This is a genomic window from Mesorhizobium sp. LMG 17147 (genome assembly GCF_024297145.1).
Classification (GTDB): domain Bacteria; phylum Pseudomonadota; class Alphaproteobacteria; order Rhizobiales; family Rhizobiaceae; genus Mesorhizobium.
This window is the reverse complement of sequence record NZ_JANCTC010000002.1, coordinates 379,105-391,930: the sequence shown is the minus strand read 5'-3', so window position 1 is coordinate 391,930 and position 12,826 is coordinate 379,105. Positions and strand designations below refer to the sequence as shown.

The 12,826-nt window shown below is 62.7% G+C and carries 12 protein-coding genes; 8 read left to right on the top strand and 4 right to left on the bottom strand.

The genetic code is table 11. The features are described from left to right. Positions 1-71: 71 nt before the first annotated feature. The 3 genes from phnD to phnE (NMG46_RS05795) all read left to right on the top strand — a co-directional run bounded on the left by phnD (position 72) and on the right by phnE (NMG46_RS05795) (position 3,425). On the top strand, positions 72-980 hold the full coding sequence (phnD, locus tag NMG46_RS05805) for a phosphonate ABC transporter substrate-binding protein (RefSeq protein ID WP_254816750.1): 909 nt from the start codon (positions 72-74) through the stop codon (positions 978-980). A gap of 53 nt (positions 981-1,033) precedes the next feature. Beyond that, positions 1,034-1,990 (top strand): phosphonate ABC transporter, permease protein PhnE, encoded by a 957-nt coding sequence (gene phnE / locus NMG46_RS05800; protein ID WP_254816749.1) that lies wholly within the window; start codon positions 1,034-1,036, stop codon positions 1,988-1,990. A 67-nt stretch (positions 1,991-2,057) separates the two neighbouring features. Continuing rightward, entirely contained in the window at positions 2,058-3,425 is a 1,368-nt protein-coding gene (gene phnE, locus NMG46_RS05795; protein WP_254816748.1) for a phosphonate ABC transporter, permease protein PhnE, read from the top strand. A gap of 27 nt (positions 3,426-3,452) precedes the next feature. On the opposite strand, the gene NMG46_RS05790 is transcribed toward phnE (NMG46_RS05795), so the two are convergent. The 3 genes from NMG46_RS05790 to NMG46_RS05780 form a co-directional block, all read right to left on the bottom strand. Further along, positions 3,453-4,304, bottom strand: a complete 852-nt coding sequence (locus tag NMG46_RS05790; RefSeq protein ID WP_254816747.1) for a sugar phosphate isomerase/epimerase — start codon at positions 4,302-4,304, stop codon at positions 3,453-3,455. Positions 4,305-4,482: 178 nt separating this feature from the next. Next, the gene (locus NMG46_RS05785) at positions 4,483-5,688 is read right to left on the bottom strand and encodes a Gfo/Idh/MocA family protein (protein ID WP_254816746.1); all 1,206 of its coding nucleotides are present in this window, start codon (positions 5,686-5,688) and stop codon (positions 4,483-4,485) included. 137 nt (positions 5,689-5,825) lie between these two features. Beyond that, entirely contained in the window at positions 5,826-6,881 is a 1,056-nt protein-coding gene (locus NMG46_RS05780; RefSeq protein ID WP_254816745.1) for a sugar phosphate isomerase/epimerase, read from the bottom strand. A gap of 393 nt (positions 6,882-7,274) precedes the next feature. Here NMG46_RS05780 and NMG46_RS05775 point away from each other — a divergent pair, with 393 nt between their 5' ends. From NMG46_RS05775 to NMG46_RS05755, 5 genes are read left to right on the top strand one after another with little or no spacing between them, the layout of a single operon-like run. Further along, positions 7,275-8,162, top strand: coding sequence for a sugar phosphate isomerase/epimerase (locus NMG46_RS05775; protein ID WP_023675190.1), 888 nt, complete (start codon positions 7,275-7,277; stop codon positions 8,160-8,162). A 55-nt stretch (positions 8,163-8,217) separates the two neighbouring features. Beyond that, positions 8,218-9,387, top strand: coding sequence for a mandelate racemase/muconate lactonizing enzyme family protein (locus NMG46_RS05770; RefSeq protein ID WP_254816744.1), 1,170 nt, complete (start codon positions 8,218-8,220; stop codon positions 9,385-9,387). A gap of 1 nt (position 9,388) precedes the next feature. Then, positions 9,389-10,105: a FadR/GntR family transcriptional regulator gene (locus tag NMG46_RS05765; protein ID WP_254816743.1), complete on the top strand. Its 717-nt coding sequence runs from the start codon at positions 9,389-9,391 to the stop codon at positions 10,103-10,105. 1 nt (position 10,106) lies between these two features. Continuing rightward, entirely contained in the window at positions 10,107-11,087 is a 981-nt protein-coding gene (locus NMG46_RS05760; RefSeq protein WP_254816742.1) for a hydroxyacid dehydrogenase, read from the top strand. A gap of 40 nt (positions 11,088-11,127) precedes the next feature. After that, positions 11,128-11,511: a hypothetical protein gene (locus tag NMG46_RS05755; protein ID WP_254816741.1), complete on the top strand. Its 384-nt coding sequence runs from the start codon at positions 11,128-11,130 to the stop codon at positions 11,509-11,511. 14 nt (positions 11,512-11,525) lie between these two features. Here the strand turns inward: NMG46_RS05755 and NMG46_RS05750 are convergent, their stop codons facing one another. Further along, a complete protein-coding gene (locus NMG46_RS05750; RefSeq protein ID WP_254816740.1) occupies positions 11,526-12,821 on the bottom strand; it encodes an amidase in 1,296 nt (431 codons plus the stop codon). Between the last annotated feature and the right edge of the window lie 5 nt (positions 12,822-12,826).

Here is a 12,826-nt window from a genome sequence, read left to right as displayed (position 1 = left end):
GCCCGCGTCAAAGGCACTCGTCAAAAGTTCGAACGCTCCGGCGCGAAGCCGGAACCAACAGGAGAGAGATAATGTTCAGGAAGATGGTTTTTGGCGCGGTTTCATTGCTCGCCATCGCAACAAGTGCCGCTCACGCCCAGGATATCAAGGAATTCCGCATCGGCATCCTTGGTGGTGAAAATGAAGCGGACCGGCTGCGCAACTTTCAGTGCCTCGCCGATCACCTGAAGTCCGAATTCGGCTTCGAGAAGGTCTCGCTGTTCCCGGCCGCCGACTATGACGGGGTGATCCAGGGCCTGCTCGGCGGCACCCTCGATTTCGCCGAGCTTGGCGCGTCAGGCTATGCCAGCGTCTACCTCAAGGATCCGAACGCCGTGACCCCGATCCTCACCACCCAGCAGACCGACGGCGCGACCGGTTATTATTCGATCGGCCTGGCGCTGAAGTCGTCCGGCATCACCGACATCAAGTCGGCAAAGGGCAAGAAGCTCGGCTATGCCGACCCGGATTCGACCTCGGGCTACCTGATCCCGCTAACCCAGATCCCGAAGGACACCGGCGCTTCGAACGAAACCTTCTTCGCCTCGACCAAGTTCAATGGCGGCCATGAGAACAACCTTCTCGCCGTCCGCGACGGCAAGGTCGACGTGGCGGTTGACGATTCTTCGGGCATCGGCGACTTCAAGAACGGCTACACCTCCGGCACCTTCCACAAGGAAGTCGCCAAGGGCGCCGTCGACCCCAACGATTTCGTCGAAGTCTGGCGCTCCGGCTTGATCCCGAACGGCCCGCTGGTCGTGCGCACCGCACTCGGCGGCGATATGAGCGCCAAGCTCGCCAACTTCTTCACCAGCCTGCCGGCCAAGGACAAGCCTTGCTTCGAGGCCATCGAAGGCGGCGATTTCACCGGCTACGTTCCGGTGAAGCCGGACTTCTACAGCGTCATCGTCGAAGCCCGCAAAGCCGCGATCGGCGGCTGAATGCAGTTGCAAAGGGCGGCCTTATCAGCGCCGCCCTTTTTGCATGCCCGATCATGACCATCTCAGCCACGATCCGTTCAGACGCGACCCGGCGGACAGCCGACTCCTGGCGACGGCAGACGTCCTTGCGCCGGTTCTACACGGCGCTCGGCATCGGTTTGCTGCTTATCGCCATGTGCACAGCCATGTGGTTTGCCGACGAGGCCAATGCCGGACATTTCTTCGATCGGCTGCCGCACATACTGGATTTCCTTAGCTGGCTTGTTCCCAAAGACTGGAACGACGTCTGGCGGGCGCTGTTCGACATCGCATCGCCGCACGACAAGGGCAGCCAGGAGTTCAACTTCCCGCTTGGCCGCGTTTATCTCTGGGGCGGTTTTTACCTACCCGAATATTTCGAGCTGATGCTCACCACGCTCAACGTGGCGCTGGTGTCCACTTTCATCGGCTTCGTCTTTGCGGTGCCGTTCTCGTTCATCGCCGCGCGCAATTTGACACCCAGTCCGGTGCTCAGGCTCGTCGTCAAGCGCTTCATGGAACTGCTTCGCGCCTTCCCCGAGATCGTCATTGCCGGCCTGTTCGCAGCCATCCTCTCGACTGGCCCGGTCGCGGCCATCATCGCCATCGGCCTGCATTCGATCGGCGCCCTCGGTAAGCTCTTTTACGAGATCAACGAAAACATCGACATGCGCGCCGAAGAAGGCCTGCGCGCGGTCGGCGCCAACTGGTTCGAGCGCGTGCGCTTCGCCGGCCTGCCACAGGTGCTGCCCAATTTCATGTCCTACGCGCTGCTCAGGATCGAGATCAATGTCCGTATCTCGACCATCATCGGCGCGGTCGGCGGAGGCGGCATCGGCGAGGAGCTGAAGCTCTCCATCTCACGCGGCTTTGGCGCCAAGACGCTGGCACTGGTGCTGCTGTTGTTCACCACCATCTTCCTCGTCGACCAGTTCTCCGCCTGGCTTCGTCGCAAGCTCGTCGGCGAGCAGGCCTTCATGATGGGCGCCTGACCATGATCCCAAAAAGTGGTTTCCGGTTTTTGGAAAAGATTATGGCAAATCAACAAGAAGACTGCCCATGGTCGCGATGACCGCCGATGAGATGCAGGCGATAGAGGAGCGCTTTCCCCAAGTGTTCCGACGGCCCTTGTACAAACGCTTCGGCCCGCTGGTGCTGTTCGCCGGCATCCTGCTCTACCTCATCTATGCCTTGTGGTTCTTCAGCCTGCCGCAAGTGCTGAGGGAATCGCACTGGGAGCGCCTGCCGCTCTTCCTGACGCAATGGATCAGCTACGATCTGCAGCCGGAATTCCGTCTCGATCAGCCTCAGATCACACCCAAATACCCGCGTTTTTCTGCACTTGGCGAAGACCCGCACCCCGACTGGGTCATTGCCAATGCCAACGGCTCCTACACCGTTCTGATCGACGACCGAGCCAAATCCGTCACCTTCGACAAGGCCGAGGCAACGCTTGTCGCCAATGGCCAGGCGGTGCCGGTGTCGTTGACCAGCGGCAAGCCGGTGATAACCGGCCCGGTGCCGGACTGGATCACCGCGCATGACGATGAAATCGTCGCCCGGATGGGCTTTGCCGGCGAGGTTCGCATAACCGTCGATCGCGTCAAGGTCCGCAAGCGCTTCCTCGGCTGGGCGAATTTCGTCTTCGACACACGCTCGCCCTTCTTCGGCAAGTCGCCCGGCGAGGTGGTCTCGTTGCTGATGTCCGGACCCCAGCTCAAGCCGGGCACATCGAACATTGCGCTGGCCGCCGATAATATCTGGAACAACGCCCAGTGGCAGCATGGCGACGTCTGGACGAAGCTGTTCCAGACCATCGTCATGGCATTTCTCGGCACCTTGCTCGGCGGCATCGTTGCCTTCCCGCTCGCCTTTTTGGCCGCCCGCAACATCACCCCGAGCGGCCTGCTCAGCCAGGTGCTCAAGCGCTTCTTCGATTTCATGCGATCGGTCGACATGCTGATCTGGGCGCTGTTCTTCACCCGCGCCTTCGGCCCCGGCCCTCTGGCCGGCAGCGCCGCGATCTTCTTCACCGAGATCGGCACGCTCGGCAAAGTCTATTCGGAAGGCCTCGAGAACATCGACGACAAGCCGCGCGAGGGCATCCAGTCGACCGGCGCCAACGGCTTGCTGGTGCAGCGCTATGGCGTGCTGCCGGAAGTGATCCCGGTCTTCATCAGCCAGACGCTCTATCAGTGGGAATCCAACACCAGGGGCGCGACGATCATCGGCGCCGTCGGTGCTGGTGGCATCGGCCTGAAACTTTGGGAAGCGATGCGCACCAACTCCAACTGGGCCAATGTCTTCTACATGGTGCTCTTGGTCCTGCTCGTCGTTTTCATCTTCGACAACATTTCCAATTTCCTGCGCCGCCGGCTGAGCAGGACGATCCACGACTACAACAGGATCCAGGCTGAGCAGGGGTGACGGGTGCGGCATCGGGCTGGCCGATCGTTATGCAGCTTTCCTCCACCCGTTCTTAATGTGCCTGTAGCCGTCGCGGTAGACAGCTTCCGGGCCTTCGGAAAAGTCGCGCCACACCTTGGTGGCCGCGGCCAAGTCCTTCAGCGAACGCCCGAACGCCTCGATCGTCAGCCAATCGTCGTAGCCGCTCTTGCGGATGGCGGAGAACGTCTCCTTCCAGGGAATATGGCCACGGCCCGGCACCCCGCGATCGTTCTCCGAAATGTGGATATGGACGATGTTGTTGCGGTTGCGCGTATAGGCGCCAATCGGGTCGGCTTCTTCGATGTTGGCATGGAAGGTGTCGTACATCGCCTTGATGTGCGGCCGGTCGATCGCGTCGATATGCTCCGACAAATCGTCCATCGTGTTGAGCAGGTAGCATTCGAAGCGGTTGAGCGCCTCCAACCCGATGGTGACGCTCTTGTTGCCGGCATAGTCGCCAATGGCGCGTTGCGAAGCGATCGAACGTTTTTTCTCGGCCGCTGTCGGCCCCCTGCCGGAGAAGGCCCCGAGTGTCGAATGGAGCGGGCCGCTCAACGTGTTCGCGCCAAGCGCCTGAGCGCAGTCGATCGCCGATTTCATGTAGTCGATACCGGCTTTGCGCGTCGAGGCATCCGGCGAGATCAGGTTCATCGCCGGATCGCCCATCGCCGAGACGGCGGTGCGTTGCAGCCCGATACGGTCGAGCAGTTCGCCGAGTTTCCTGTAGTTGTCCGGCGTGCCGGAGAAGACCGGTATTTCGACGCCGTCGAAGCCGGTCGCCTTGATGTCCCTCAACAACGGCTCGTGTTTTTTCGAGACACTGGTCGTCCACAACAACATGCACATGCCGATTTTCATCGACGCCCCCTCCCTTTATTCGCTCGATCGCCGGAGGGGTGGTGAGATTCAGGTCAGGCCGAGCCGAAAATGGTGGGCTCCGAGAACCGGAGCGGAGCGTGCTTTTGGTACATGAGCACCGGAAGCGCAGGAAACTGCCATTTGCAGGCCGGTCTCACCTGACTATCACCACCACCCTTCAGAGCTTCGTCCACGCCCCATTCTTCCTCGACGACTTCACGCAGGCCTCGATGAAGGCCATGCCCTCGACGCCGTCCTGCACGGTCGGGAAGACGACATCCTTGGCCGGCTTCCCGCCCTTCCGGCGCGCTGCACGAATAGCCCGCGCGGCTTCCTGATAGATGTTGGCGAAACCTTCGAGATAGCCTTCCGGATGCCCTGGCGGAACGCGGCTGACGCGCCCGGCGACGGGGAGCGCGCCGGCGCCATTACGGGTAATCAACTGCTTCGGCTGGCCGAACGGCGTGTACCAGAGATAGTTCGGGTCGGCCTGCACCCATTCGAGGCCGCCCTTCGAGCCGTAGATGCGCAATTTCAACCCGTTCTCGTGGCCGGGCGCCACTTGGCTTGCCCAGATCATTCCCTTGGCCGGGTGCGACCCGCCGACCGGCTTGAAGCGCAGCAGCACATTGATGTTGTCGTCGAGCAGCCTCCCCGGCACGAAGGCATCGAGATCGGCCGACAACGAATCGAGCTCCAGCCCGGAGACGAAACGGGCAAGGTTGTAGGCATGCGTGCCGATATCGCCCAGTGCACCGCCGGCACCCGCCTGCTTCGGGTCAGAGCGCCACGCAGCCTGCTTCTGGCCGGTGGCGGCCAGGTCTTCGGTCAGCCAGTCCTGCGGATATTCCGACTGCACGATGCGGATATCGCCGAGCTGTCCCTTGGCGACCATCTCGCGTGCCTGCCGCACCATCGGATAGGCGGTGTAGTTATGCGTCAGCACGAACACCTTGCCAGTCTTTTCGACCAGCGCCGCCAGCCTCTTTGCCTCGGCTAGCGTCGTCGCCAGTGGCTTGTCGCAGATGACGTGGATGCCGGCCTCGAGAAAAGCTTTGGCGGCCGGCACGTGCACATTGTTCGGCGTGACGATGGCCACCACCTCGATGCCATCCGGCCGCCGGGCCTCCGCTTTGGCCATCTCGGCATAGGAGCCGTAGCTGCGCGCCGGATCGAGCCCAAGCTCGGCCGCCGAGGCCTTGGCGCGCTCCGGATTCGACGAGAGGGCGCCGGCAACCAGCACGAACTCGTTGTCCATGCGTGCCGCGATGCGGTGCACCGCGCCGATAAAGGCGCCTTGTCCGCCGCCAACCATGCCGTAGCGGATCGGACCGCCTCCCGTTTCCGTCTTCGATGCGCCAACCACGATTTTCTCCCTCGTCATTGAAATACCCCTCCCCTTGAGGGGAAGGTGGCCCGCAGGGCCGGGTGGGGTCGGTTCATGCCAAGCCTACGCCCAGCGACCCCACCCCGATCCGCTGTGCGGATCGACCCTCCCCTCGAGGGGGAGGGATATCTGTGCTAGATCCCCATCATGCCGCGCAGCACCTTTTTATCGGTCGTGCCGCCGGCGAAGTCGTCGAATGCTTTTTCCGTCACCCTGATGATGTGGTGCTGGATGAAGGGAGCGCCTTCGGCCGCACCATCCTCCGGGTGCTTGAGGCAGCATTCCCATTCCAGCACCGCCCATGAATCGTAATTGTATTGGGTGAGCTTGGAGAAGATGCCGCCGAAATCCACCTGCCCGTCACCGAGCGAGCGGAAACGCCCGGCACGGTTGGTCCAGCTCTGGTAACCGGAATAGACGCCTTGCCGCCCGGTCGGATTGAACTCGGCATCCTTGACGTGGAACGCCTTGATCCGCTCGTGGTAGATGTCGATAAATTCGAGATAATCGAGCTGCTGCAGCAGGAAGTGCGACGGGTCATAGTTGATGTTGCAGCGCTTGTGGCCGCCGACCGAATCGAGGAACATCTCGAATGTCGCGCCGTCGAACACGTCCTCGCCCGGATGGATTTCGTAGCCGACATCGACGCCGTTCTCGTCATAAACGTCGAGGATCGGCGTCCAGCGTTTGCCCAGTTCGGCAAATGCTTCCTCGATCAATCCCGCCGGCCGCTGCGGCCAGGGGTAGAGGTATGGGAAGGCCAACGCTCCGCAAAACGACACCGACGCCTTAAGCCCGAGATTCTTCGACGCCTTGGCGGCGAACTTCATCTGTTCGACCGCCCATTGTTGCCTGGCTTTTGGATTGTTGTGCACCGCAGCCGGCGCGAAGCCGTCGAACTGCGCGTCATAGGCGGGATGCACCGCCACCAATTGCCCCTGCAGATGCGTCGACAGTTCGGTGATCTCGACGCCGGCATCGGCGCAGATGCCCTTCACCTCGTCGCAATAGGCCTTGGAGGAGGCTGCCTTCTCGAGATCGAACAATCGGGCGTCCCATGTCGGGATCTGCACGCCCTTGTAGCCCAGACCAGCCGCCCATTTGGTGATCGAGGCCAGCGAATTGAACGGCGCGGCGTCGCCCGCAAACTGCGCCAGGAACAGACCAGGCCCCTTCATCGTCGTCGGCATCGGCATCTCCCTATGTTTCACGACCAAGCATAGCGCCGATTGAAAACAGGGCCAGCGTCTTTGGTCTCTTTGCACAGCGCGCTCAGCGCCGCTATTCTGGTATTACCAAATGCCGAAATCTGGTCAAGCCATTTGACGCGCCGCCGCAGTCCTGCAACCATGCCGAGTTAGGCCACATGTTTAAGTATAATCAATAGCATAGACAGGAGCCAACGCCTGATGGCAGCACTTCTTGCCGTCCAGATGAAATTACTGTAGACCTCCCATCAAGCCCAATTGGTCGAACCAGTTTGCAAAGAAAATGCTGGGACGCCTTGGGGAGGAATCATGCGGCGGCTTCGGCAGAGTGCGCCGCAGGCAAACTGGTACAGGCGATTCTGGGAAGGATAGACCATGCATCTTTCGACGCACAATTGGATGCGGGCGGAGCCGCTGGAAACGACGCTCAAGCGCATCAAGAAATTCGGCTATGAGTCGATCGAGATTTCCGGCGAACCCGAACAGTACAAGCCCAAGGAGACGCGCGCACTGTTGAACGAGTACGGCATTCGCTGCTGGGGAGCGGTGACGCTGATGCTGGGCGAGCGCAATCTCGCCGCCAAGGACCAGGGCCAACGCGAGCGCTCGGTGCAGTACGTCAAGGACGTGCTGACCATGGTCAGCGAGCTCGACGGCGAGATTATCACGCTGGTTCCCGCCACCGTCGGCAAGGTCGTGCCGGACGGCACCGAGGAAGAGGAATGGAAATGGGTGGTCGACGCCACCCGGGAATGCTTCACCCACGCCAAGAAAGTCGGCGTCAAGATCGCGGTTGAGCCGCTCAACCGCTTCGAGACTTATCTGTTCAACCGCGGCGCCCAGGCACTGGCGCTGGCCGATGCGGTCAGCCCCGAATGCGGCGTCTGCCTCGACGCCTACCACATCCACATGGAAGAATTTAACGTCTACGACGCGATCCGGCAGGTCGGCAAGCGCCTGTACGATTTCCATGTCGCCGACAACAACCGCTTCGCCGCCGGCCTCGGGCAGATCGACTGGCCGAAGATCGTCGGCACGCTGAAGGAGATCGGCTATGACGGCGCGCTGACCAATGAATTCGTCGCCCCCGTCGACCGCACGCCGGCTGCTCCCTATCCCGACATGGTCGAACGCAACCCCGTCGACATCTCGCCGGAGCAGTTGAAGTTCATTCAGGACCACGGCTCCAGCGTGCTCACGGAGAAATTCTACACCGACCAGATGCGCATCAACGCGGAAACGCTGCTGCCGCTGATCAAGTAGCCGAGCCGTTTGTAAAGAGCCCTTCCGCCTCACCGCGGCCGGGCCGAGGATGAACATGCGCATCAAAACGGTCCAAGCCTGGTGGGTCCGCATACCGATCGAAGTCGCGAAGCAGCACCGCAGCGACTTCGGTCAGGTGGCGACGTTCGACGCCGCCATCCTGCGCATCGAAACCGACGACGGGCTGGTCGGCTGGGGCGAAGGCAAGAATGCCGCCGGCAGCGCCGGCAGTTACGGCGCTCTCGTTCATTTGCTGAACTACGAGGTCGGCCCGCAGCTGGTCGGCCGCGACCCGGCCGACATCGGCGTCATCTGGGAGATGCTCTATAATGGCACGCGCCACGACAGTGCCGCTCGCGCCGGCCATGCCATGCCGCAACTGGCACGACGGGGCATGAGCATCGCCGCCATCAGCGCCGTCGACATCGCATTGTGGGACATTCTCGGCAAATCGCTCGGCGTTCCGGTCTGGCGGCTGCTCGGCGGCCGCAAGCTGGACCGCATGCCGGCCTATGCTTCCGGCGGCTGGGCCACCGCGGAAGCCATCGGCGACCAGCTGCAGTCCTACATCGCCAAGGGCGGCTTCAAGGCGCTGAAGATGCGCGTCGGCGCGATGGACGGCGCCCCACATATCTCGGCCGCTCGCGTCCGCGCCGCAAGACAGGCGCTCGGTCCCGATATCGACCTGATGGTCGACGCGCACGGCACTTACACGGTGGCCGAGGCCAAGCGCTTCATCCATCTCGCCGGCGACCTCGATCTCGCCTGGTTCGAGGAGCCGGTGATCGCCGACGACAAGCCCGGCATGGCCGAGGTGCGCGCTTGCGGTTCGATCCCGATCGCCACCGGCGAAAGCGAGGCGACACGCTATGCCTTCCGCGACCTCGCCGTGCTCAAATCCGCCGATATCTTCCAGCCGGATCCGGCCTTTTGCGGTGGCATCAGCGAGGCGATGAAGATCGGCACCATCGCCAGCGCCTTCAATCTGCGCTTTGCGCCGCATCTTTGGGCCGGTGCGCCCTGCTTCTTTGCCGGGCTGCATGTCTGCGCCGCTTCACCGGCGAGCTTCACCGTCGAATATTCGCTCGGCGCCAACCCGATGATCCACGATCTGATCGAAGAGACTGTCGAAGCAAAGGACGGTATGGTAGCGATCCCTGATAGACCCGGGCTGGGATTCACCATTTCGGAGCGGTTCCTGGAGGCGCACGCGCAGCACGGCTGACATGAAAGAAAAGAACCTTCTCGCGGAACTCGCCGCCTATCTGTTCTCCCATTCCGACAAGGAGACGGGCCGCACGCCGTCGGAGCGCGAACTGGCAGAGCATTTCAGCGTCAGCCGCGGACAGATCCGCGAGGCGCTGGCCATTCTCGAGGCGATGCGCATCGTCGAGCGACGGGCGAAATCCGGCATCTACATCGATACGAAGCAGGCGAGCGTCGAGGCGATGGCGCTGTTCGCCCGCGCGGGCCTGCCGCTCGATCCCGTCCAGATCTACGAGACGGTCGAGTTGCGCAAGATCCACGAGATCAAGGCCGCCGAACTGGCCTGTTCACGCGCCACCGAGGAGAATTTCGAGCGGCTGCGCGAAATCCTGAAGGCCTCCGAGGATCGCATCGCCGCCGGTGAAGGCCTTGCCCGGGAAGACCGCGAGTTTCACCTCGAGATCGTGCGGGCGACCAAGAACAGCGTCTTCCACAATATCTGCAGCGTCTACTACATGATGGGTGAGCTGCGCCTGCCGATCTATTTCAACGATCCCGAACGCAGCGTGCGCTCCCATGCCGAGCATATCCAGATCTACGAGGCGCTGCTGCGCCGCGACGGCAATCTCGCCCAGGCGCTGATGAGCGCCCATCTGCAAGGCGCCGAAAGCTACTGGAAGGGGCTGATCGAGGGGCGTGGGGCGGAACCACAAAGCCCAGCGCTCGAAAAGGCCTGAAATGCCCAAGATCCTGTCGACACACAGACTGCACCCCCGTGCCTCTTCCATGCTGACAGGGGCCGGCGAACTCGTCGTTGCTTCCGCCCTCGATGCGCATACGCTTGCCGCCGAGGCAAGGGACGCCGATGTCATCATCGTTCGCGCTCCCTTGCCTGCGTCGCTTTTCGAAGGAGCGAGGAGGCTCAGGGCCGCGATCCGCCACGGCGCCGGGCTGGACATGGTACCTATGGAAGCGGCCAATGCGGCCGGCGTGCTGGTGGCGAACGTACCGGGGGTGAACGCGCGATCCGTCGCCGAGTACGTGATGTTCGCGGCGCTGGCGCTGCTTAGGCGCTTTCGTGTGTTGGACCGCGACCTGCGTGCGAAGGGCTGGCTGGCCGGCCGCGAACACACGGTGGTGGCCAGCGAGCTAGCGGGCAAGACGATCGGCATTGTCGGCCTCGGCGCGATCGGCCAGGCGGTTGGCCACATCGCGGCACATGGGTTCGATCTGAATGTGGTGGCGACGACGCGCAGCATGCGGCCGGCGCCGGACAGGGTCGGCTTCCTGTCGATCGATGCGCTGATCGAACAGAGCGACATCATAGTTCTGTGCTGCCCGCTGACGCCCGAAACACGGGGGCTGATCAGCCGCGAGCGCATTGACCGGATGAAGCCGGATGCGCTGCTGATCAATGTTTCGCGCGGGCCGGTGATCGACGACGACGCGCTGATCGAGGCCTTGCAGAAGGGCCGTATCGGCGGCGCCGCACTCGATGTTTTTGCAACACAACCGCTGCCGCCCAACCATCCTTATTTCGGCTTCGACAACGTCATCGTCACCCCGCACATGGCTGGGATCACCGAGCAGTCGATGATGCGCATGGGCGTCGGCGCGGCTGGCGAAGCCTTGCTGGTGCTGGCCAACAGATTACCGGTCAATCTGCGCAACCCGGAAGTGGTCGAGCACTACCGGCGGCGGTTCCCTGTCGATCTCTGAGCGCCTCAATTTTCCCGAACTCGCCGGCGATGGTGCCGGCATGGTAAACGTCACAAAATTCCTGCTGACCGCTGGCTTCTGCGTGGCGACGGCGCAAGTCTTCGCCAACGGACAGGGCAGCTACGTGTTCTGCGACAACGGTTTGCGCTGCGTGGCGGCACCCTGTCCATCGAACAGCGCACTCGATCTCGCTACTGGTAAGCTCATCAAAGGCGTTTCAATCGACATTGATCGCCTGCCGCAGCAAGACAAAGCCCTCGATCTTTCGGACAAGCTCTATGCCGGCGAGGTCGTTGTTGTCGGATCGATCGAGAACCGCACCCGGACCTTCAACGGCAAGCGGTACACCCTGCCTTGGCTGGTTGCCACCGGCATCGAACGCGCCGCCAAGGACAGCGAACGCGGCCACTGCTCGTCGCGCTGACACGCGCTGTCGGATCAATTTGCAAGCAACGCCTCCACGCCGGCTGCGATGCGCAGCAGGTCGTGGTCATGACCATTGCGCGCCACCAGCATCAGCCCGGCCGGACGCGTCTTTCCCGGCATGGGCAGCGAGATTGCTGACAGATCGAACTGGTTGGCGACCTGCGTGTTGCGCAGCAGAAGACCCTCGATCCTGTTGCAGAGGGCCTCGTCGCCGGTCATCGAGACGATCGTCGGCGCCGTCACCGGCGTGGTCGGCAGGGCCAGCACGTCTACCCCTGCCAGCCGCTCATCCATCGCGGCGGCCAGCGCCGCGCGGCGGCGCATTGCCCTGATATAGATCGTGGCCGGAATGGCGGCGGCGCGCGACAATGGTCCGCTTACCCGCGGGTCGACCGGCGTCGCCGCTCCCGTCGCCAGCCAGTCGGCATGGATCTCCGCCCCTTCCATCGCCGCGATCGAGGCGCGCTTGGTTGCCGCGCGCAGCTCGGCAAGCAGGTCGTCGATCGACATTTCCGCAAGCCGTGCGCCACTAAGCTCCATCTTGCGAAGACACCAGTCGAACGTCGTCGCGACCTCTTCCTGCGTATCATCGAACAGCACGCCGCGCGCAATGCCGATGCGCAGGCCGTCCAGTGGAAGCGGCAACAGTACTGCCAGGTTTTCGCCCGACATCACTGCATCGGCCGCCGCACATTCGGCGACGGTGCGGGCCAGCGGACCGATCGAGTCCAGCGTGGCCGACAGCGGAAACGCACCCGCGAGCGGCACGCGCCGCGCGGTCGGCTTGAAACCGACGACGCCATTCAGCGATGCCGGAATGCGCACCGAACCACCCGTATCGGAACCGATAGAGATTTGGCTGGTGCCTTCGCCGACCGAAACGGCGGCGCCTGAGGACGAGCCGCCCGGAATACGGGTGGCATCGCTTGCATTGCCGGGGGTGCCGTAATGTGGATTGACGCCGATCGCGGTGAAGGCGAACTCGGTCATGTTGGTCTTGCCGAGGATGACTGCACCGGCCTGACGCAGCCGTCGCACGACAATGGCATCCCGCAGCGCCGGCGCTGCGGTGGCGAGCAGCAGAGAGCCCGCCGTGGTCGGCTCGCCAGCGACATCGAACAGATCCTTGATCGAGACGATCGCCCCATCGAGTGGCCCGAGCGTGACGCCGGCTTTTCGCCGCGCATCGGCGGCGTCGGCCGCCGCCCGTGCGGGTTCCGGGTAGAGCTTTACGAAAACGCTTTCATCGTCGACGCGAGCGGCAAGACGCGAAAGAATTGCTTCGAGGCTATCACGGGCTGATTGCATTTTCG